Origin of the sequence: Ornithinimicrobium panacihumi, from assembly GCF_052073805.1 — a bacterium.
GTDB lineage: Bacteria > Actinomycetota > Actinomycetes > Actinomycetales > Dermatophilaceae > Ornithinicoccus > Ornithinicoccus panacihumi.
In genome coordinates this window covers 1-21,507 of sequence record NZ_JBQGWG010000023.1, presented here as the reverse complement: position 1 = coordinate 21,507, position 21,507 = coordinate 1, and the positions used below count along the sequence as shown (strand labels likewise).

The window sequence follows — 21,507 nt, the reverse complement described above, 5'->3', positions numbered from 1 at the left end:
GTCAGGCCGCCTCGTCCGTGCTGCTGCCGGCGACCGCGCGGGCGGCCTCGAAGCCGGTCTCCAGGTCGGCCAGGATGTCCTCGATCCCCTCGATGCCGACCGCCAGGCGGACCAGGCCGGGGGTGACGCCCGCCGCGCGCTGGGCCTCCTCGGAGAGCTGGCTGTGGGTGGTCGAGGCGGGGTGGATGACCAGCGAGCGGACGTCACCGATGTTGGCGACGTGGCTGTGCAGGGTCAGGGCGGAGACGAAGGCCCGTCCGGCCGCCGCACCGCCGGCGATCTCGAAGGCGAGGACCGCGCCAGGGCCCTGGGGGAGATACTTCTTGGCGCGTTCGTGCGAGGGGTGGCTGGGCAGTCCGGCGTAGTGGACCGTCTCGACCTGCTCGTGGCCGGCGAGCCACTCGGCGACCTTCTGGGCGTTCTCGACGTGGCGGTCCAGGCGCAGCGAGAGCGTCTCGATGCCCTGGGCGATGAGGAAGGCGTTGAAGGGCGCCACCGCCGGGCCGAGGTCGCGCAGCAGCTGCACGCGGGCCTTGAGGATGTAGGACAGGTTGACCCCGAAGATGCCGTCCTTGCCCAGCGCCTCGGCATAGACCAGACCGTTGTAGGAGGGGTCGGGCTCGGTGAAGGCGGGGAAGCGGTCGCCCTGGCCGTAGTCGAAGTTGCCCGAGTCGACGATGACGCCGGCGATGGAGGTGCCGTGGCCGCCGAGGTACTTGGTCGCCGAGTGCACGACGACGTCGGCGCCGTGCTCGATCGGCCGGGACAGGTAGGGGGTGGCGATGGTGCTGTCCACGATGAGTGGCACGCCGACCTCGTGGGCGACGGCGGCCACGGCCTCGATGTCGAGCACCTCGCTGCTGGGGTTGGAGATCGTCTCGCCGAAGAAGGCCTTGGTGTTGTCCCGGCTGGCTGCGCGCCAGGACTCGGGGTCGGAGGGGTCCTCGACGAAGGAGACCTCGATGCCGAGCTTGGGCAGGGTGTGGGCGAAGAGGTTCTGCGTGCCGCCGTAGAGGCTCGGGCTGGAGACGATGTGGTCGCCGGCGCCGGCGATGTTGAGGATCGCCAGGGTGATCGCGGAGGAGCCGGAGGCCACCAGCAGCGCACCGACGCCGCCCTCGAGGTCGGCGATGCGGTTCTCGACCGTCTCCTGGGTGGGGTTGGTGATGCGGGTGTAGATCGGGCCGAGCTCGGCCAGCGCGAAGCGGTTGGCGGCCTGGTCGGCGTCGTCGAAGACGTAGGAGGTGGTCTGGTAGATCGGCAGCGCGCGCGCCCCGGTCTGGGAGTCGGGGGTCTGGCCGGCGTGGATCTGCCGCGTGGTGAAGTCGGAGTACTGGGTCATGGCTGGGCTCTCTTCGTGCGAAGGGTGGGGCAGGTGAGGGTGGTCACTCTGCTGAGCCCGCCTCGGCCGCGGGGGATGATGTCCGGCACCGGATCTGGCGCGTCGCGACGTCGTGGAGCAGCTGCGAGGGTGGGCTCAGCAGCTGCGCATTCGACGTCGCGGGGTGGTCATGGGGCTATGTCTAGCAGTCGTTTGTCAGCGAAGTCAATTCGCTTCTTGGGTATGTGGTGAGGCTGTTTCCGAGGGATCTTCGGCTAAGGGGGTGGTGGGGGGAGGATCGTCGGCAAAGCGGCCCCGGCGCGGGAGAAGGGTCCCGAGGCGGGGCCGGTGGCCGAGGGAGAACTGCGCGTCAGGGCAGGTCGACGGCCCAGCCGCCCTCGAGGCTGTCCAGGTCGAACCGGCTCAGGCCCTGCCAGTCGAGGGTCCAGAGCTGGTCGCCGATCACCAGCGTGCGCATGGGGGCCTCGCCCCAGTTCTGCTTCTTCGGCGTGGTGGTCAGCGTGGGGCCTTCGGTGAGGGTGCCCTCCTTGACCGTCAGCAGTGCGACGCCGGCGTTGTTGCCCTCCTCCTTGCCGTCGACCGGCTCGATCCACTGGGTGTAGGGCAGCACGACCAGGTCCCGCTGGGGCCACTGCAGGAAGGCGCGGTGGTCGTGCTCGGCGGGGGACCAACCGTTCTCCCAGGTCAGGACCTCGGTGCGGCGGGGGGCGGTGAGGTCGCGGATGTCGAAGAGGCTGGCCTGCAGGCCCTTCGTCTCGCCGGTCTTCTCGTCGGCGTCCTGGCCGATCCCCAGCAGCCAGCCGTCGGCGACCGGGTGCAGATAGCTGGAGAAGCCCGGGATCTTCAGCTCGCCCTTGACCTGCGGAGCTGTCGGGTCGGAGGTGTCGACCAGGTAGAGCGGGTCGGTCTGCCGGAAGGTGACGATCGCGGCCAGGTCGGCGCTGAGATAGCGCACCGACTGGATCTGCTCGGTCAGGCCCATGCCGTCCACCCGCCCGGTCTCGGCCAGCTGGTCGCCGTCCTCGCGGAGGACGACCAGGGAGGACTGGGACTGCTGGGAGGCGCCCGGCGGGTCGGTCGTGGTGGCGACGCGGATGACCCCGTCCTGCTCGTCGAGGGCCCACTGGTTGACCAGGCGACCCTCCACGGTGCCGGAAGCCACATACCGTGTCGAGTCGGGGTCGCTGATGTCGAAGGTGTGCAGGTCGGTGCGGTCGAGCGGCTGGCCGCCGGGCCAGATGCGGGAGGCCGCGGCCGGCTCGGGCATCCAGGCCCACAGGTCCCAGCCGCTGGTGCCGACGACGATGCGGTCCGGCGAGGCGTAGACCGTGCTGCCGGTGGCCACCAGGCCGGTGCCGGAGGTGGGCGCGGGGTTGGCGGCGCCGACGTCGAAGGTGACGACCGACATCGTCGACAGACCGGCCGGGTCGCGCGGTCGGGCGATCTGGTCGCAGGCGAGCAGGGGCTCGGTGCCGACGGTGCGCCCGTCGCCGTCGAGCTCCTGGCGGTGGGGGATCCAGTCCTCCAGCGTGGTCTCGCGGATGAGCTCGCGGTTGCGCTCCAACGCTTCGTCCTCGGCCGCGAGCGTGCCCTTGCGCGGTGCGGTGAGGGTGACCCCGGGCGGGTCGGTCACCATGACCATGCGCAGGGTGTCGCCGACCAGCCGGGCGGAACGGTAGGAACCCTCGATCCGGACCGAGCCGACGGTACGCGGGGAGGCCGGGTCGGTGAGGTCGACGGTGGTGACGACCGTGCGGCCGGGGTTGAAGGCCGGGAAGTAGCCGTCGGCGATGCCTCCGCCCTGGCCCCATTCCTGGCTCAGCACCACCAGGGTCGTGCCGTGGAGCAGGATCTCCGAGGGGTTGACCTGGTCGCGACGGCCGGGGAGCGAGACGGTCGAGACGACCTTCTCCTCGGCGACGTCGACGACCCGGACCTTGTTGTTGGTGACGGTGACGATGATGCGGCCGTCGGTCTTGACGATGTCGGGCTCGTCGACGCCCTCCTCCTGGACGTTGGTCGTCGAGTAGTCGGTGCCGGCCTCCCCGCCGCCGGCGGTATAGGTGGTCGCGCCGTCGGCGGCACTCTCCGTGGCTGCGGCTGCCGCGGTGGCGGCGTCGTCCTCCTCCGCCCAGCCGTAGCCTCCCTGGCCCAGGCCGAAGGGCGTGACCAGCTCCAGGGCGTTGGCCTGGTAGTAGGTGAGCAGCTCGGAGCAGTCGTCGAACGGGGCGAGGGAGGAGGCCGGCAGGGCGGTGATCGCGCCCTTGGCGAACGCTCCGTCCCAGGCCGCCGCGTTGTTCGAGGAATTCATGCCCGTCCGGCCACCGGGATCCTTGTCGCCGGAACCCGGGCCGCCAGGCCCCTGCACGGCGCAGGCCGTGAGCGTGAGTGCGGCCGCCAGAGGCAGCGCGGTCAGGCCGAGGATGGACGAGCGAGACATGGCCGCTCCTTGGAGGAGGGGCGGTCGTCGGTGACCGCCGGTGTCGTGGATGGCTGTGTGACGCGACGTCAACCGATCCGGTTCCCTGGGATTCGTGGAACTTTTCCGGGGTGCGGGGCATCGTAGGGCCATGGGGACCGACGCCTACGAGACGATTGCCCGCCGCTTCGACGACCTGACCGCCGCTCGCGCCGAGCAGCAGCGCCTGGGGGCACGCCGCGCCCACCTCGCGCCGCAGCTGGCCGAGGCGCGCGGTGAGGTCGAACGGCTGTCCGCGCAGCACGACAAGGAGGCCGGTGACGTCCACCGGTTGGAGGGCGGGGCCTCGCCGACCCGGGTCTGGGCGGCGATGCGTGGCGGGCTGCAGGACCAGCTGGCCAAGGAGCGGGCCGAGGCGGAGGCGGCACGGTTCAACCTGGCCCGGGCGGAGGAGGTGCTGCGCAGGCTCGAGCGGGAGGATCAGCAGCTGGCGGCCGAGGAGGCGCGGGTCGTGGGTGCCCAGGAGGGATATGAGGTCACGCTGGCCGAGGTGCACCGTCTCGCGCAGGAGCCCGGAGCGGGGATGCTGCGCGAGCGTGCGGCCGAGGCGGGTCGGCAGCTTGAGGACCTGCGGTGGCGGCGCGAGCTGGAGGAGGCGCTCGCAGCTGGGCGCGAGGCCCGGGCAGCGCTGGCCGAGGCCAGGAGGAGGCTCGGTGGCGCCAAGGCCTGGTCGGTCTACGACACCTTCGGCGGGGGCGGGATGTTCTCCTCGATGCTCAAGCACGACCAGCTCGACAAGGCCACCGCCTTGCTGGACAAGGCGGCCGCGGCGATGCAGCGCTTCTCGCGCGAGCTGGCCGACGTCGAACTGCCCGGCCTCGACGCCCCGATGGTCGACGACATGAGCCGTGGCCTGGACATCTGGTTCGACAACTTCGTCACCGACATCATGGTCAGCCAGCGCATCGCGCAGGCTGACAGCCAGGTGGCCGAGGCGCAGGCCGCCGTCGAGGAGACCATGACCACCCTCGAGGGCCTCCGCGCCAAGCTCACCTGACCGCCCCTGACCCGACCGGGCGCGGGGTGTGGTTGCTGCGGACACGCTCGGAAAGAGAAGGCCGAGGTGAGCGGAGCCGCATACCTCGAAGCACGTGGGTGGAAGGCGAGGCGCAGAGGGGGGGACAACCCCCCTCTGGATCTGGTGGTCCGCAGGCTGCCTATGGGCCGCCCTTCCGGGACAGCATGGAGACATGAACGAGATCCAGCCTCCGGTCCTTCCGACACCCGCCTCGCACGGCACCTACGGACCGCTCGACGGCCCGCAGGACGATCGCCCCACGGGCCACGGCCCCGCGGGCAGTTCCGCCCGGTCCACCCTGGACCAGGGCTTCGCGACGCTGAAGCGCTCGCCCCTGCGTCGCAACTCCGCCAAGGGCGTCATCGGTGGTGTCTGCGCCGGCATCGCCGACACCACCGGCCTGTCCGTCACCGCCATCCGTGCGGCGGCCGTCGTCCTGGCGCTGTTCTTCGGCACCGGTGTCGGCGTCTACCTGCTCGGCTGGGCGTTGCTGCCCGACGAGGCCGGCAGCACCCACGCGGAGCAGGCCATGCGTCAGGGGCGCACCCGTTCGATGGTCGTCCTCCTGCTCGGCATGGTTGCGCTCTTCGGCGCCCTCAGCTGGATCTTCGACACCTGGGGCTTCCTGATCGCCGCTGCCGTCGTGGCCTTCGTGATCGCGAAGAAGAAGGGACACTTCTCCGCACACGCCCACGGCTGACGGGCTGACCTGATCAGCCGGTCCGGTGCCGGTGAGCTTCGCGCTCACCGGCACCGTCGTCATGGGTGGGGGATCAGAAGTTGATCATGTGCCCCGAGATGCCGTGCATGGCCTCCTTGACGGCCTCGCCCAGGGTCGGGTGGGCGAAGACGACGCGGGAGACCTCGTCGGCGGTGAGGTCCCAGGTCTGGGCCACGTTGACGGCCGGCAGCAGCTCGGTGACGCTGGTGCCGATCATGTGGGTGCCCAGGATCTCGTTGTGCTCGGCGTCGGCGACGACCTTGACGAAACCGGCCGGCTCGCCCAGGCCGACCGCCTTGCCGTTGGCCTGGAACGGGAAGGTCGCGGTCTTGACCTCGTGGCCGGCCTCCTTGGCCTGCTCCTCGGTCATGCCCATCGAGGCGATCTGCGGGTGGCAGTAGGTCGCGCGCGGGATGTAGCGGTAGTCGATCGGCATCGTCTCGGCGCCGGCCAGGGTCTCGGCGGCCACGATGCCCATCGCCTCGGCCACATGGGCCAGCATCATCTTGGCGGTGACGTCACCGATGGCGTAGATGCCGTCGACGTTGGTGCGCATGTAGTCGTCGATCGCGATGGCGCCGCGGTCGGTCAGCTCGACACCGGTGGTCTCCAGGCCGTAGCCCTCCACGCGCGGCGCGAAGCCGATGGCGGACAGCAGCCGGTCGGCCTCGAGGGTCTCCTCGGATCCGTCCTTGCTGACCTTGACCTTCACGCCCGAGCCGGTGTCCTCCACGGACTCGACCTTGGTGCCGGTGAGGACCTTGACGCCGAGCTTCTTGTAGTGCTTGGCCAGCTCCTTGGAGATCTCCGGGTCCTCGGCCGGGACCATCCGGTCCATGAACTCCACGATCGTCACGTCGACGCCGAAGTTGGCCATGACGTAGGCGAACTCGACGCCGATCGCGCCAGAGCCGGCGATGATGATCGAGCCCGGCAGCTCCTCGTCGAGGATCTGCTCCTCGTAGGTGACGACGTTCTTGCTGACCTCGACGCCGGGCAGCATGCGCGTCACGGAGCCGGCGGCGATGATGAGGTTGTCGAAGGTCAGCTGCTGGGTGCTGTCGTCGTTGAGCTTGACGTCCATGGAGGTCGGGCCGGTCAGGGTGCCCCAGCCGTCGATCTCGGTGATCTTGTTCTTCTTCATCAGGAAGTGGACGCCCTTGACGATGCCCGCGGAGACCTGGCGGCTGCGCTTGTGGGTCGGGCCGTAGGCCATCGTGGCGTCGCCCTCGATGCCGTACTTCTGCTTCTCGTGCGTCAGGGTGTGCGCGAGCTCGGCGTTCTTCAGCAGCGCCTTGCTCGGGATGCAGCCGACGTTGAGACAGACCCCGCCCCAGTACTGCTTCTCGACGACGGCCACCTTCTTGCCCAGCTGGGACGCGCGGATCGCCGCGACATACCCGCCGGGACCGGCGCCCAGGACAACAACGTCATAGTGATCGGCCATAGGGGCAAGTATGCCGTGAGGTCCAGGGACGCGGCGAGCCCGCCCTCCCCGTGCGGAGAGAGCGGGCTCGTGGGGGTATGCGGTGTGCTCAGTCCTCGACGATCTCGCCCTCGGCGAACTCGTCACCGTCGGACTCGTCGCCGTGCTGGTCCTCGTCCTTGGCCACCTCCGCCTCGGCGAGCATGCGGTAGAGCTCGCGGCGGGTGCGGTCGAGCAGGTCGGCCGCCTCCCGGGCGAGCGCGTCGTCGCCGGACTGGCCGACGGCCTGGGTGGCCATGGCGACCCCGCCGACGGCCTTCCAGAGCTGGCCGCCGGTGCCCCGGCCGCCGTGGCGACCTCGGCCGTCACGGCCTTCACGCGGACCACGGCCCTCCCTGGGGCCACGACGGCCACGGCCGCCCTCGGCCCAGGGGTCGCTCGGCTCGGAGCCGCCGGTGCCGCCCCAGAGGAGGGACGGGCCGCTCTGGGCGGCCTCCCGGCCGGCGTCGGTGAGCTGGTAGGACTTGCGCCCACCGATCTCGGTCTGCTCGATCAGGCCCTCGTCCTCGAGCTGGGCCAGCGCCGGATAGATGGCGCCCGAGCTGGGTGTCCACTCGCCGCCGGTCGCCTCGGCGATGCCCTGCATGAGTTGGTAGCCGTTCATCGGCTCACGGTCGAGCAGCTCCAGCACGGCGCTGCGGACGTCGCCGCGTCGGGCCCGACGGGGTCCGCCACGGTGGCCGCGCGGTCCGCGGCCGGCCTCGGGGCCGAAGCCGCCCTGGCCACCGATGCCGAAACCGGGCCAGGCGCCACCGGTGCCGAAGGGGCCCTGCGGGCCGAAGATGCCGCCGGGGCCGAGGGGCCCGCGAGGGCCGAAGGGGCCGTCGGGGCCGAAGAACTGCTCGGGGTCGAATCCTCTGTTGCGGTAGTTCATGAGTTCCCTCCCTGGGATGTGTGGGCGCCGGCTACATCACGGCGCCGCTGCGCACAAGACTGCACGACCTGTCGTGCTATGTCAAGATATATCTAAAGAATGCATGTGTGTGCGGTCGGTCACATATTCATGCAAGGGGGTTGACGCGACGGCAGAAGGTGAGCCACTGTTGCGCCATGCACTTCACCGCTTTCGTACTTATTACCGAGGGACGCGTCCCGGCCTAGACATAGCCAGACGCGTCCTTCCCCTCGTTTGCCCTCCGGGCCGAGGGGTTTTTTGTTGCCCGACCACCCCAGAAGCCACCCAGCCACGCACCACCCGGACCACGACGCACAGTCAGGACAGAGCACATGACCACCACGCAGCTGAGCAGCGAGACCATCGCCGACGGCGCCTTCGACACCGCCCCGGGCACCTCCGGCGGCGCGGAGGGCGCCACGGCGGGAGCCACCATGACGGGGGCCCAGAGCCTCGTGGCCACCCTCCAGCGCATCGGCGTGGAGCACATCTTCGGCCTGCCCGGGGGAGCGGTGCTCCCGCTCTACGACGCCCTCTACGACGCCCACGGCATCCGCCACATCCTGGTCCGCCACGAGCAGGGCGCCGGCCACGCCGCCCAGGGGTATGCGGCCGCGACCGGACGGGTGGGCGTCTGCCTGGCGACCTCCGGGCCGGGGGCGACCAACCTGGTCACCCCGCTGGCCGACGCCAACATGGACTCGGTCCCGATGGTCGCGATCACCGGCAACGTCGCGAGCGCCGCGATGGGCACCGACGCCTTCCAGGAGGCGGACATCCGGTCGATCTCGATGCCGGTGACCAAGCACTCCTTCCTGGTCACCAACCCGCACGACATCGCCGGGACCATCGCCTCGGCCTTCCACCTGGCGGCCAGCGGTCGGCCGGGCCCGGTCCTGGTCGACATCTCCAAGGACGCGCTGGTCGCGGCCGCCGACCCGCAGTCGCCGCAGCTGCCGCTGCCGGGCTACAAGGTCCCCGCCTCCCCGATGCCCCAGGACGTCCGCGACGCCGTCGAGCTGATGCTGGGGGCCCGCAAGCCGGTCCTCTACGTCGGCGGCGGCACCGTCCGCTCCGGCGCCCACCGCGAGGTCCTGGCGCTCGCCGAGCTCACCGGCATCCCGGTGGTCACCACCCTGATGGCCCGCGGCGTCTTCCCCGACAGCCACCCGCAGCACCTGGGCATGCCCGGCATGCACGGCGGTGTCGCGGCGGTCGCGGCCCTGCAGAAGTCGGACCTGATCGTCAGCCTGGCCGCCCGCTTCGACGACCGGGTCACCGGCGTCAAGGAGAGCTTCGCCCCGCACGCCCGCATCGTCCACGCCGACATCGACCCGGCCGAGATCGGCAAGAACTTCCCGACCGAGGTCGGGCTGCTGGGCGACGTCCGCGCGACCATCAACCTGCTCATCACCGAGTGGACCCGCCGCACCGCTGAGGGTGCCGCCCCCGACTACGAGGCCTGGGTGGCCCGCACGGGCGGGTGGAAGGCCCGCTACCCCCTGGGGTACGAGGCGCCCTCCGACGGGGCGATGGCGCCGCAGTACGTCATCGAGCGGCTCGGCGCCCTGAGCCCGGACGACACCATCTACGCCGCCGGTGTCGGTCAGCACCAGATGTGGGCCAGCCAGTTCATCGGCTACGAGCAGCCGCGCCGCTGGCTCAACTCCGGCGGCCTCGGGACGATGGGCTATGCGGTGCCCGCCGCCATGGGTGCCAAGGTCGGCATGCCGGACCAGACCGTCTGGGCCATCGACGGCGACGGCTGCTTCCAGATGACCAACCAGGAGCTGGCGACCTGCGCGGTCGAGGGCATCCCGATCAAGGTCGCGATCATCAACAACGCCGCGCTGGGCATGGTCCGGCAGTGGCAGGCGCTGTTCTACTCCGAGCGGTTCAGCGCCTCCCAGCTGCCGTCGATGCAGATCCCGGACTTCACCACCCTGGCCCAGGCCTACGGCTGCGTCGGGCTGCGCTGCGACGCCGAGGCCGACGTCGACCGCACCATCGAGGCGGCCCTGGAGGTGGACGACCAGCCGGTCGTCATCGACTTCCGGGTCAGCAAGGACGCGATGGTCTGGCCGATGGTCGCCGCCGGCACCAGCAACGACGACATCCAGCACGCCCGCGACGTCCGTCCCGAGTTCGGGGAGGACTGAGGCCGTGACCCTGCTCCACGACTACCCGGGCCCTGCCCCGGACCTGCCCACGGCCCCGGACGCCTACCGACCCCAGACCACCCACCAGACCGACGAAACCCGCACCACGAATCCCGCACCGAAAGGCAGCACCATGAACCCCACCCCCCGCAACCGCCACGCCCTGTCCGTCCTGGTCGAGAACAACCCGGGCGTCCTGGCCCGCGTCTCGGTCCTCTTCGCGCGCCGCAACTTCAACATCGATCACCTCGTCGTCGGCCCGACCGAGGACAACAAGGTCTCCCGCATGACGATCGTCGTCAACGTCAACAGCGAGCAGCTGCACAAGGTCACCAGCCAGCTCGACAAGCTCGTCGAGGTCATCCACATCGAGGAGCTCTCCGACGCCGACGCGATCCGCAACCAGCTCTGGGAGATCAACGACAACGGTCCCCGCCCGGTCGGCGCGATGGCCGCCGCCGCCTTCTGAAGCGACCCGCCCCTCCTCACCCGACCGGCGACACGGTCTGCGCACGACCGGCGGCATGGTCTGCGCAACCCAGCCCCACCCCATACCCGCACAAAAACCCGACACCAGGAGAACTGAACCCCCATGGCCACGATGTACTACGACGCCGACGCCGACCTGTCCCTGATCCAGAGCAAGAAGGTGGCCGTCATCGGCTACGGCAGCCAGGGGCACGCGCACGCCCTCTCGCTGCGCGACTCCGGGGTGGACGTCCGCGTCGGGCTCGCCGAGGGCAGCACCAGCCGGGCCAAGGCCGAGGCCGAGGGGCTGCGGGTCGTGACGCCCGCCCAGGCCGCGGAGGAGGCCGACGTGATCATGATCCTCACGCCGGACCACGTGCAGCGCCACCTCTACACCGAGTCGATCGAGCCGCACCTGACCTCGGGCAAGGCGCTCTTCTTCAGCCACGGCTTCAACATCCGCTTCGGCTACATCACGCCGCCGGCCGACGTGGACGTGTGCATGGTCGCCCCCAAGGGGCCGGGCCACCTGGTGCGCCGTGAGTATGTCGACGGCCGGGGCGTGCCGGTGCTCATCGCCGTCGAGCAGGACGCGACGGGGCAGGCCAAGGCCCTCGCCCTGTCCTACGCGGCCGCGATCGGCGGGCTGCGCGCCGGCGGGATCGAGACGACCTTCACCGAGGAGACCGAGACCGACCTCTTCGGCGAGCAGGCGGTGCTCTGCGGCGGCGTCTCCGAGCTGATCATGAAGGGTTTCGAGACCCTCACCGAGGCCGGCTACCAGCCCGAGGTGGCCTACTTCGAGTGCCTGCACGAGCTCAAGCTGATCGTCGACCTCATGTATGAGGGCGGTATCGCCAAGCAGCGCTGGTCGATCTCCGACACGGCGGAGTACGGCGACTACGTCTCCGGCCCGCGCGTGGTGGACGACCGGGTCAAGGCCAACATGCAGGCGGTGCTCGAGGACGTGCGCAACGGCTCCTTCGCCCAGCGCTTCATCGACGACCAGGACAACGGCGCCGCCGAGTTCAAGCAGCTCCGCGACAAGGGCGCCCAGCACCCGATCGAGGCCGTCGGCAAGGAGCTGCGCGGGATGATGTCGTGGGTCAAGAACCACGACAGCGACTACGTCGAGGGGTCTGCGGCCCGTGGCTGAGGTCGACCACAAGCCACGCTCGCGCGACGTCACCGACGGCCTGGAGAAGGCTGCCGCCCGGGGCATGCTCCGGGCCGTGGGGATGGGCGACGAGGACTGGGACAAGCCCCAGGTCGGCGTGGCCAGCAGCTGGAACGAGATCACCCCCTGCAACCTGTCGCTGGACCGGCTGGCCAAGGCGGTCAAGGACGGGGTGCACGCCGCGGGGGGCTATCCGCTGGAGTTCGGCACCATCTCGGTCTCCGACGGGATCTCGATGGGGCACGAGGGGATGCACTACTCCCTCGTCTCCCGTGAGGTCATCGCCGACTCGGTCGAGACGGTGATGTCGGCCGAGCGGCTCGACGGCTCGGTGCTGCTGGCGGGGTGCGACAAGTCGCTGCCGGCGATGCTGATGGCGGCGGCGCGGCTGGACCTCGCCTCGGTCTTCGTCTACGCCGGCACGATCCTGCCCGGCTTCGCCCGCCTCTCCGACGGCTCGGAGAAGGAGGTGACGATCATCGACGCCTTCGAGGCGGTCGGGGCGTGCTCCCGTGGCCTGATGTCACGCGAGGACGTCGACGCGATCGAGCGGGCGATCTGCCCGGGCGAGGGCGCGTGCGGCGGCTTCTACACCGCCAACACGATGGCCGCTGCCGCGGAGGCTCTGGGTATGTCGTTGCCCGGCTCCGCGGCGCCCCCCGCCACCGACCGGCGTCGGGACGGCTTCGCGCGCAGGTCGGGCGAGGCGGTGGTCAACATGCTGCGCACCGGGCTCACCGCGCGTCAGATCCTCACCAAGGAGGCCTTCGAGAACGCGATCGCGGTGACGATGGCCTTCGGCGGGTCGACCAACGCGGTCCTGCACCTGCTGGCCATCGCCCACGAGGCCCAGGTCGACCTGACGCTGGACGACTTCCGCCGGATCGGGGCCAAGGTGCCGCACCTGGCCGACGTCAAGCCCTTCGGGCGGCACGTGATGGTCGACATCGACCGGATCGGCGGGATCCCGGTGGTGATGAAGGCGCTGCTGGACGCGGGCCTGCTCCACGGCGACGCGATGACGGTGACCGGGAAGACGGTCGCGCAGAACCTCGCCGACCTGGAGGTGCCCTCCCTGGACGGCACCGTGATCCGCCAGCTGGACGACCCGATCCACGCCACCGGCGGCCTGACGATCCTGGAGGGCAGCCTCGCCCCCGGGGGAGCGGTGGTGAAGTCGGCCGGGTTCGACTCCGACGTCTTCCGCGGGACGGCGAGGGTGTTCGACGGCGAGCGGGCGGCGATGGACGCCCTGGAGGACGGGACCATCACCGCCGGGGACGTCGTGGTGATCCGCTACGAAGGGCCCAAGGGCGGCCCGGGGATGCGCGAGATGCTGGCCATCACCGCGGCGATCAAGGGCGCCGACCTCGGCAAGGACGTGCTCCTGGTCACCGATGGCCGCTTCTCCGGCGGCACCACCGGGCTGTGCGTCGGGCACATCGCCCCCGAGGCCACCGAGGGTGGTCCCGTCGCGCTCGTGCAGGACGGCGACCAGATCGTGCTGGACGTCGCCAACGGCCGCCTCGACCTGGAGGTCGACGAGGCCGAGCTGGAGCGGCGCCGGGCCGGATGGACGGCGCCCGAGCCGCCCGACCGGGCGCGGCACGGCGTGCTGTCCAAGTACGTCCGTCTCGTCGGCTCCGCGTCCCAGGGGGCGGTGACCAGCTAGGACGGAGGCGGCAGCGCTCCTGCACGGTGTCCGAGAGGATGGGGACAGGGCGCTGCCGCCCTCGTCGTGGGCATCGTGGGCCACGAGCTGGGGCGAGACCGGCATGGTGACGGCGGGGCACGGGGGCGGTGGGTGAGAATTCCGACCATGGACATTCCCGAGCAGCACCAGAAGGCGCGCCCTCCCCATATCTCATCCGTCTCTTCGTCGTGGGCGAGGGCGCGGGGGGTCTTGCAGGGGACCGCGCGGGAGACCACGAGCAGGAGCGGGGGAGGTCGCTGATGGAGGTCGTCATCGTCGGCGACGAGGCGCAGGCCGGCAACCTGGGTGCCGACATCATCGAGCAGCACGTGCGCGCCAAGCCGGACGCCGTGCTCGGGCTGGCCACCGGCTCCAGCCCGCTGAGCATCTACCGGGCGCTGGCAGATCGGGTGCAGGCCGGGACCCTGAGCCTGGCCAGGTGCAAGGCCTTTCTGCTGGACGAGTACGTCGGCCTGGAGCCCGGGCATCCTGAGGCCTACCGGACCGTGATCGACCGGGAGTTCGTCGAGGGCGTGGACATCGACCCCACGAACGTGCAGGGGCTGGACGGCCTCGCCGAGGACATCCCAGCCATGTGCCAGGCCTACGAAGAGGCCATCGCGGCCGCGGGCGGGGTCGACGTGCAGCTGCTCGGCATCGGCACCGACGGCCACATCGCCTTCAACGAGCCGGGGTCGTCCCTGGCCTCCCGGACGCGGTCCAAGAGCCTGACCGGCCAGACCCGGCGGGACAACGCACGCTTCTTCGACGGCGACGTCGACCAGGTGCCGACCCTGTGCGTGACCCAGGGCATCGGGACCATCCTCGACGCCGGCCACCTGGTCCTCATCGCCCTCGGCGAGGGCAAGGCCGAGGCCGTGCGCGAGCTGGTCGAGGGGCCGATCAGCGCGCTCTGGCCGGCGACGGCGCTGCAGCTGCACCGGCACGTGACCGTGATCCTCGACGACGGGGCCGCGAGCCGGCTGAGACTGCGGGACTACTACGAGGAGAGCTACGCGGCCAAGCCCGCGTGGCAGGGTTACTGAGCCACCGGAGCCACCGGCCCCGGGCTGGACGCCCGGCGGAGCAGGACCACAGACCATCGGACACGGACGGCGCGCCGGGACATCTCCCGGCGCGCCGTCGTCGTCCCTGGGTCGAGCAGGGAACTCCCCGAGAGGTCAGGGAGTGGTCTCACCCGCCTGCTCGCTGAGCAGCGAACGGACGAAGGCGTTGGCCTCACGGACCTCCTTGGGGACCGTCTTGACCTTGAGCTTGCCGTTGCCACCGAGGGAGGCGCCGGCCGGGTAGGTCCGGGTGTCCTCCGGGAGCGGCTTGGCCTCGCAGACGGCCTCGGTCGGGATGGCGCCGGTGAGCATGAAGGCCTCGACCTGGTCGTCGACGCAGGTGGTCTGGTAGGGGTAGACGCCGTGCGACCCCTCGTTGTCCACGCTGATCATCGAGGTGTTGGGGCGGGTCTTGGCCGCCTTGACCGCGCCCTCGTAGGCGGTGGCCGCGTCGAGCTCGGACTGCACGATCAGCGTCGCCGGGGCCGTCTTGTTCTTGGTCTTCGGCATCTCGGCCTGGGCCGGCCAGTAGGCGCACGCCGGGGTGCTCATCATCGGGGCGATGAACGGGGCCTTCTTCTGGAGCTTGGCCAGCCAGCTGTCCCAGTAGCCCTCGCTCTGGCTCCACTGGCCGTCCTGGCAGCGGATCGCCTCGAAGGCGGCCTCGACCGTCTGGACGCCGGCCGTCTGGGACAGCTCGGCCTGGGCCCGGGCGTGGGCGCCGCGGACGAAGGCGCGGTTGGCCTCGGACAGCTCCGGCTGGGCGAGCAGCTCGGTGACGAAGGCGTCGAGGTTCTCCTGCGGGGTCTGGTCCTCGAGGTACTGGAAGTAGGCGAAGATCCGCACGCCCATGCCGGCGGTGACGTACTCGGAGGTGTTGTACATCGCCGGGAGGATGAAGGTCTGGGCGATCATGCCGCCGAAGAAGTCGCGGGTGCCGCCGGCGCGCTCCCAGGCTTGGCGGATGGCGACGGGGTCCTCGCCCATGTAGAAGAGCTCGGGGTTGCGGGCCATGTAGGGGAGCAGGAGCTGCTCGAACTGGCGGTCGCGGGAGTGCGGCTGCAGGTCCCAGGTGCCCTCGAGGGTCTTGGCCGAGACGTCGGTGGCCGAGTCGAGCAGGAGGCGGTGGGTGTTGGCCGGGAAGGTGTTGCCGTACCAGGAGCCCAGCCAGGTGCCGTAGGAGTAACCGACGACGCTGGCCTTGTCCTCGCCCAGCAGCGCGCGGACCAGGTCCATGTCGTAGACGGTCTGCTCGGTGGTGATGAACGGCGTGAGCGGGTTGTCCAGGCAGCCGTCGACGAGGGCCTTGTTCTGCTGCGCGGCGGTGAAGGTCGGGTCGACCTCGACCTGGCACTCCAGCGGGGTGTTGCGGCCGACGTCGCGGGGGTCGAAGCCGATGAAGTCGTAGGCCTCGGCCAGCACGGGTGAGCTCTGCGCCATGGCCGGGCTCCAGACGAGGCCCTCGCCGCCGGGGCCGCCGGGGTTGACGAACGCGATGCCCTGGCGGGCGGGGTTGCCGGTGGAGGTCGCGGTGCGGGAGACCTCGACGGTGATGGTGTGGCCGTCGCCGGGGTTGTGCCAGTCGCGGGGGACGGTCACGGTGGCGCAGGCGGCGCCGGGGACGGAGTTGAGGGCCTCGTTGGCGGCCTCGCCGTAGGCGGAGAAGTCGCAGGCGCCCCACTCGAGCTCCTGGTCAGCGAGGTCACCGGCGAGCTCGACGACGTCGGGCTGGGTATGCGGTGCGGCCAGGGCAGTGGTCGGGGTCACCAGCGTCGTGAACGGGGCGGCCGCGAGGGCCAGGGCGGCGGCGGTGGTGGTCGCGCGCCGGGAGCGGGAGATGGTCATGGGTGTTCCTTGGTCGAGCGGGATGATCGCTCCACCATCCCCGGGCACGTCGTCCAGGGGAAGAGTTTCGGCCTGGCACAAACAGGCGTGGCAAGTCCTTGCCACTGTCGATGTGGGGTACTCCTGCACGTCATGGTGGTGACAGATCCCGCCGATCCGGAGGAGTGACCCATGAAGTTCCTGATGCTGCTGATGTCCGAGGGCGAGATGCCCGCGTGGGACGAGCAGACCGCCGAGCAGCAGGCCGAGGCGATGCGGCGGCACGACGACTTCGGCGCGGCCTGCCGGGCCCGCGACGGCGTGACCATCCTGAGCGCCGAGGCGCTGGACGGCACCCCGACCGTGGTCCGGACCCGTGGCGGCAAGCGCGTGACGACCGATGGCCCCTACGCGGAGGCGGTCGAGCATCTCGGCGGCTTCTACGTCATCGAGGCTCCCGACCTGGCGACGGTGCTCGAGCTGGCCGAGGCGCTACCGCCCTACGACCTCCAGATCAGCCCCGTCGGCGAGGCTGGCGTGGATCACGATCTCATCGCCGCTCTGGAAGACTAGGACGACGGTCGCCGACAGCCGCGCCTGGGTGTCGAAACCGAGCCGCAGTTCTCGGTGCGTCGACTCGTCCTCTTTCAGCGGCTCGACCCACAGCGCCAGGTCCGGAGCCTGCACCGCCCGTCGTCGGCAACACTGATCAACGACGGCTCTGGAAGCGGAAGACTCGTTCAATTTCTGCATCAACACTTCGCCCAGCGTTCGTGTCAGCTTACGGGCTGAGGATCAAGCATCATCTGTACGGTCTTCGGACACCTTCACGACGGTGCCGATGAGCACGAACGAGGCCGCGGTACCGAGGAAGGGGACAGCAGCAACCCTGCAACCGGGCATTGACGCTGAGGTCTTACGGTCACTACCGTGTCCGCATGGGAGCGGCCAAGATTGAGAGTCCGGGGAAATCGCTTTCTCAGTGGCACAGAAGGTGGGGGTCGATCACGGCAAGTCTTCTCTTGGTGCTGGTCACTGCGGTCCCATCTTCCGCCAATACGGTGTTTTTTGACCAGGTCACAGGTTGCCGTGACGGGATCACTGTTCATAGTTTGACTCGGAGCGGACCAGTCTACAAGAGCAATAACCGCATCTACACGACGCCCAGTAGGACCACTCACGTCATCAAGGAGTTTTGGGCGGTCGACTACACGAACTATGTCTGGCGATCTACTCAGACCGTGAGTTATCGACTTTCCGCGTATGGCTACTTGTATAGTGGAGGGGTTCGCCCGGGGCAGTGCTGATGGGGTTGTTCCGTGCGCTGGGCGCCGTCTCGGCGCTGCTCCTGGCTGGTGGGTGCTCACCTGCGGTGAATGACTCAGCACCGGCTGTGACGCCGCTGGGACCACACTCTCAGACCGCTTACGAGAAGGGCAAGGCCGAGGATTTAAGTGTCTACGCCGCCACCTTGGCCGAGGAGCTCGGTATCGAGGATCCCCCCATGGTGAGCTCGATCCGGGAGGTGAGTCCCGACGAGGAGGGGTTGCGCGTCCAGACGATGTGCATGGTCGACAAGGGGTGGCCGTACGTGCAGGACCGGGACGGTGGCTGGGTTCTCGAGCTCAACGCTGAGCAGGAGGAGGCTTTCAACTTGGACTCCTACGTGTGTCAGTTGCAGTATCCAGTCGCCGCGAGGTATCGCCAGCCGTGGGGAAGGGAGCAGCTCCAGGCCCGCTACAACTATCTAACGGACACCTACCTGCCTTGCGTGCGTGGGCAAGGCTACGCGGTCGGCGATCCACCAACCTTTGCGGTCTTCCTGGAGGGCGACTCAGCTGGGCGACCCTGGATCCCGTCCACGGAAGTAATGCCTCAAGTGTTGGCAGACGTGCCAGGCCGTTGGGCGAGCTGGGCCGAGTTCGACAGGACCTGCCCCCAAGCAACCCCCCTGGACCTGCTCTACCCGTCCTCCCCGTAGATAGAGGCTCGGGAGTCCCGGGGGACATCGAATGCATGATGGGTCCCATGGCCAGGGACGTACGTCGACTGCGAGGGCCGCGCAGCACCCCGGGGCTGCGGCCTCATTCAAGGCAGGCGGGCTGCTGACCTGATCGAGGGGACTGGCTTCTACCTGGCCTTTCTCGACAAGTACAGCGCCGCGTCGGTGGAGCTACGGACCAGCACTCCCGGGCGGATCCACTATGAGGAGCATGTCCAGGCCGCTATTACACCATTGGTCCGCTGGCCGTTCTTCCGAGGAGCCACGTGCGGGATGAGCGCTAGAGCCAGCCGCGCTGGGCCGCGAGAGCGGCGAGCTGGAAACGGCTGCGGGCGCCGAGCCGGTCCTGCAGGTTGCCGACCCGGCGGGCCACGGTGCGCGGGCTGACGGCCAGGGCGCGGACGATCGCGGCGTCGGTCATACCCGCCGACAGCGTCGAGAGCAGGTGCCCCTCCAGGGCGCTGGCCTCGTCGACGTCCTCGTCGACCCCGTGCGCGCCGGCGGGCACCGCCGTCTCCCAGACCATCGTGAACAGCGCGACGAGGGCGTCGAGCAGCAGGGAGGGGTGGACCAGCACGGAGTCGACGTCGTTGTCTCCCGCCGGCAGCGCGATGAAGCCGCGCTCGTCGTCGGTGATGACCATCTTCATCGGCAGCTGGGGGAAGATCCGGGCCTCCTCGCCGTGGGCGACCGACTCGGCCAACACCCGCACCATCCCGCCGGTAGACAGGGTCGAGCCGTCGTAGACGACCTGGTAGCGCACGCCCCGACCCAGGGTCTCGGTCGTTGACGAGGCTCGTCGAAGTTCCCCAGTGATGCTCACTGAATTTCCCCACCTTGGGCGGTGGTCAGTGTAGGGGTTGGCGGGTGGCGGCTCGCAGGGTGCCCTGGCGGGCGTGGTGGTCGCGCAGCCGGTAGGAGTCGCCTTCGAGGTTGAGCACGACGGAGCGGTGCAGGAGCCGGTCGAGCATGGCTGCGGCGACGGTGCTGTCGCCTAGGACCTCGCCCCAGGATGCGACGCCGCGGTTGGTGGTGAGCACGATGGACGTCTTGAGGTAGCGCTGGGAGACGACCTGGAACAGCGCGGAGGCGGCCTCGCCGGGCAGCGGCAGGTAGCCCAGCTCGTCGATGATGAGCAGGGTTGGGCCGGCGAAGAAGCGCATGGTGGTGGCCCAGCGTCCTTCGATCGCGGCGCGGTGGCACCGGGCGGCCAGATCGGCGGCGGTGGTGAAGTAGGTGCGGTACCCGGCCTCGGCCGCGGCCCGGCCCAGGCCGACGGCCAGGTGCGTCTTGCCGACGCCGGGCGGGCCGATGAGCAGCACGTTGGTCGCCGACTCCAGGTACCGGCAGGTGGCCAGTTCGTCGATGAGCTTGCGGTCGACGTTCGGGGCGGCGTCGAAGTCGAAGTCGGCCAGGGTGGCCGGGGTGGGCAGTGAGGCGAACCGGAGCCGGCCGGCGAGCTTGCGGGCCTCGGTCGCCTCAACCTCGCGGGCGAGCAGGTGCTCCAACGTCGCGGTCATCGACCACCCCTGCTCGGCGGCGGTTGCCAGGACGGTGGGCAGGTGCTCGGCGGCGGCGTGCAGCTTCAACGCGGCCAGGTGGGAGCGCAGCTGCTGGTAGGTCGACGCCTGGCTGGTGATCATCGGCGCCGGCAGCGCCTCGGTCGTCGTCGCGGTCGTGGGTGTGGTGTTCATCGGGTCAGGGTGTTCCTTCCTCGGGCTGCTTTGTCGTAGGCGGACAGGTCGATGACCACGTCCGCGGTGGTGGCGGGCTCGGGTTGGTGGCGGGCGCGCAGCGCCTGCGCGGCTGCCTGGGCTGCGGGGCCGGGTGGGATGCGTTCCTTGCGCCGGTGCGGCACAGAGGCGTCGTGCCCGGCGAGGACGCGCGCCTCGAGCGCGGTGACGTGGGCGTGCTCGCGGACCATGACGCCAGCACCGTCGGGGGCGAGCTCGTGCCGGGCGATCACCGTCCCGGAGGTGGTGGCGATGTCGATGCGCGTGCTGCCCAGGCGCCAGGTGACGGTCACCTGGGCACGGGCGAGCTCGGGGGCGACGGAGTAGAAGTTGCCGCGCCAGGCCACCAGCGCCTGCGCCGAGACGACCCTCTCCTCGGTGATCGACGCGGGGAACGGGACGGTCGGGACCGGGGCCAGCGGTTCCTTGGCGGCGAGGGTGAGCACGGAGGCCTTCCCGTCGGGGCCGCCGGGCCGCATGCGGGCATCGCCACGGGTGGTGCAGAACTTGTCCAACGACGCCTGCGCCTGCTCCACGGTGACCTCGTCGGCCAGGGTGCGCCACCAGCGTTGGGCGGCGGTGTGGTTGGCCTTCTCCACCACGCCCTTGCGGTTGCCGCGCCGCGGCGGGCAGATCTCCACACCGACGCCGTAGTGCTTGGCCACCGCGGCGAACGACGCGGACACACGCCCGGTGGCCGGGTGGCACACGGTGGCCATCCGGTCGAACCGCCACGAGCGCGTGAGCCCGCCGAGCGCTCTGGTCACGCGGTCGAGGGCGCCGATGAGGTGAGCCTGGTCCATCGAAGGGCACAGCACGCCGCGCCACCGGCCGGAGTGGGCCAGGGCACCGACGAGCAGGAACGCCTTGGTGCCCCAGCCCCAGTGCTCGGGCGGGTCCGGCAGCTCGACCCAGTCCCACTGGGTCTCCTCACCCGGTGGGTGCTCGATCACCGCCGCCGGGCGGCCCTTCGTGCCGGCGCACGGTTCGCAGTGCGGGCGCAGCCCGCGGGTGCGGACCTGCCGGGTGAAGGTGGAGTAGGCCTTGTCGTACCCCAGCTCGACGACCTCGTCGTACAGGGTCATCGCCCACAGGTGCGGGTCCTCGGCCAGCCGGGCGCGGACGTAGTCCACGAACGGCTCGAACGGGTCCTGCCCCGCCGGCTTGCGGACGCCCGCGGCCCGGTCTCCGCGCAGGTAGGCGCGGATGGTCTTACGGTCCCGACCCAGATGCCGGGCGATCGCTGAGATCGTCCAGCCCTGCCGGGCCAACGCGTGAACTTCGATGTCTTCCTCCCGTGACAGCATGGGACGAGGGGCTCCTTCGAGTAGGCGTGTGGTCAGAGACCGCCATCATCGAAGGAGCCCCGCCCGTCCCCGGATGGGGCCACAGGGTGGGGAATTTCAGTGAGCAGAACTGGGGAGATTCACCTGAGCGCCGTCA

Annotated in this window: 17 protein-coding genes; 9 read left to right on the top strand and 8 right to left on the bottom strand. The window is 70.2% G+C overall.

Features of this window, described 5'->3' with window-relative positions:
* Position 1: 1 nt before the first annotated feature.
* Both ACTMMA_RS15515 and ACTMMA_RS15510 read right to left on the bottom strand, forming a co-directional pair.
* Positions 2-1,342 carry a bifunctional o-acetylhomoserine/o-acetylserine sulfhydrylase gene (locus tag ACTMMA_RS15515; protein ID WP_441191023.1) on the bottom strand — a complete coding sequence of 447 codons (1,341 nt, stop codon included), beginning with the start codon at positions 1,340-1,342 and terminating at the stop codon, positions 2-4.
* Positions 1,343-1,691: 349 nt separating this feature from the next.
* Positions 1,692-3,782 carry a beta-propeller domain-containing protein gene (locus ACTMMA_RS15510; protein ID WP_441191022.1) on the bottom strand — a complete coding sequence of 697 codons (2,091 nt, stop codon included), beginning with the start codon at positions 3,780-3,782 and terminating at the stop codon, positions 1,692-1,694.
* A 130-nt stretch (positions 3,783-3,912) separates the two neighbouring features.
* Here ACTMMA_RS15510 and ACTMMA_RS15505 point away from each other — a divergent pair, with 130 nt between their 5' ends.
* Together ACTMMA_RS15505 and ACTMMA_RS15500 are read left to right on the top strand one after the other, a co-directional pair.
* Positions 3,913-4,818: a hypothetical protein gene (locus ACTMMA_RS15505; protein WP_441191021.1), complete on the top strand. Its 906-nt coding sequence runs from the start codon at positions 3,913-3,915 to the stop codon at positions 4,816-4,818.
* 193 nt (positions 4,819-5,011) lie between these two features.
* Entirely contained in the window at positions 5,012-5,539 is a 528-nt protein-coding gene (locus ACTMMA_RS15500; protein ID WP_441191020.1) for a PspC domain-containing protein, read from the top strand.
* Positions 5,540-5,612: 73 nt separating this feature from the next.
* Here ACTMMA_RS15500 and lpdA read toward each other — a convergent pair whose 3' ends face one another.
* Both lpdA and ACTMMA_RS15490 read right to left on the bottom strand, forming a co-directional pair.
* Positions 5,613-7,007: a dihydrolipoyl dehydrogenase gene (lpdA, locus tag ACTMMA_RS15495; protein ID WP_441191019.1), complete on the bottom strand. Its 1,395-nt coding sequence runs from the start codon at positions 7,005-7,007 to the stop codon at positions 5,613-5,615.
* Between the two features lie 88 nt (positions 7,008-7,095).
* Positions 7,096-7,920: a PadR family transcriptional regulator gene (locus ACTMMA_RS15490; RefSeq protein ID WP_441191018.1), complete on the bottom strand. Its 825-nt coding sequence runs from the start codon at positions 7,918-7,920 to the stop codon at positions 7,096-7,098.
* Positions 7,921-8,273: 353 nt separating this feature from the next.
* On the opposite strand from ACTMMA_RS15490, the gene ACTMMA_RS15485 reads away from it, so the two are divergent.
* The 5 genes from ACTMMA_RS15485 (at position 8,274) to nagB (ending at position 14,484) form a co-directional block, all read left to right on the top strand.
* Positions 8,274-10,100, top strand: coding sequence for an acetolactate synthase large subunit (locus ACTMMA_RS15485; protein WP_441191017.1), 1,827 nt, complete (start codon positions 8,274-8,276; stop codon positions 10,098-10,100).
* A 4-nt stretch (positions 10,101-10,104) separates the two neighbouring features.
* On the top strand, positions 10,105-10,569 hold the full coding sequence (gene ilvN / locus ACTMMA_RS15480; RefSeq protein WP_441191016.1) for an acetolactate synthase small subunit: 465 nt from the start codon (positions 10,105-10,107) through the stop codon (positions 10,567-10,569).
* Between the two features lie 123 nt (positions 10,570-10,692).
* The gene (gene ilvC, locus ACTMMA_RS15475; protein ID WP_441191015.1) at positions 10,693-11,724 is read left to right on the top strand and encodes a ketol-acid reductoisomerase; all 1,032 of its coding nucleotides are present in this window, start codon (positions 10,693-10,695) and stop codon (positions 11,722-11,724) included.
* Positions 11,717-13,417 carry a dihydroxy-acid dehydratase gene (gene ilvD, locus ACTMMA_RS15470; RefSeq protein WP_441191014.1) on the top strand — a complete coding sequence of 567 codons (1,701 nt, stop codon included), beginning with the start codon at positions 11,717-11,719 and terminating at the stop codon, positions 13,415-13,417. The genes ilvC and ilvD overlap by 8 nt, the downstream gene beginning before the upstream one ends.
* Positions 13,418-13,698: 281 nt before the next feature.
* A complete protein-coding gene (nagB, locus tag ACTMMA_RS15465; RefSeq protein ID WP_441191013.1) occupies positions 13,699-14,484 on the top strand; it encodes a glucosamine-6-phosphate deaminase in 786 nt (261 codons plus the stop codon).
* Between the two features lie 135 nt (positions 14,485-14,619).
* On the opposite strand, the gene ACTMMA_RS15460 is transcribed toward nagB, so the two are convergent.
* Entirely contained in the window at positions 14,620-16,350 is a 1,731-nt protein-coding gene (locus tag ACTMMA_RS15460) for an alpha/beta hydrolase (protein WP_441191012.1), read from the bottom strand.
* A gap of 171 nt (positions 16,351-16,521) precedes the next feature.
* Between ACTMMA_RS15460 and ACTMMA_RS15455 the strand changes: the two genes are divergently transcribed.
* Both ACTMMA_RS15455 and ACTMMA_RS15450 read left to right on the top strand, forming a co-directional pair.
* A complete protein-coding gene (locus tag ACTMMA_RS15455) occupies positions 16,522-16,902 on the top strand; it encodes a YciI family protein (protein WP_441191011.1) in 381 nt (126 codons plus the stop codon).
* An 898-nt stretch (positions 16,903-17,800) separates the two neighbouring features.
* Positions 17,801-18,310, top strand: coding sequence for a hypothetical protein (locus ACTMMA_RS15450; protein ID WP_441191010.1), 510 nt, complete (start codon positions 17,801-17,803; stop codon positions 18,308-18,310).
* A gap of 301 nt (positions 18,311-18,611) precedes the next feature.
* Here ACTMMA_RS15450 and ACTMMA_RS15445 read toward each other — a convergent pair whose 3' ends face one another.
* From ACTMMA_RS15445 to ACTMMA_RS15435, 3 genes are read right to left on the bottom strand one after another with little or no spacing between them, the layout of a single operon-like run.
* The gene (locus ACTMMA_RS15445; RefSeq protein WP_441191009.1) at positions 18,612-19,154 is read right to left on the bottom strand and encodes a LuxR C-terminal-related transcriptional regulator; all 543 of its coding nucleotides are present in this window, start codon (positions 19,152-19,154) and stop codon (positions 18,612-18,614) included.
* A gap of 25 nt (positions 19,155-19,179) precedes the next feature.
* A complete protein-coding gene (gene istB, locus ACTMMA_RS15440; protein WP_441188763.1) occupies positions 19,180-20,025 on the bottom strand; it encodes an IS21-like element helper ATPase IstB in 846 nt (281 codons plus the stop codon).
* A complete protein-coding gene (locus ACTMMA_RS15435; RefSeq protein ID WP_441188762.1) occupies positions 20,022-21,371 on the bottom strand; it encodes a Mu transposase domain-containing protein in 1,350 nt (449 codons plus the stop codon). The genes istB and ACTMMA_RS15435 overlap by 4 nt, the downstream gene beginning before the upstream one ends.
* Between the last annotated feature and the right edge of the window lie 136 nt (positions 21,372-21,507).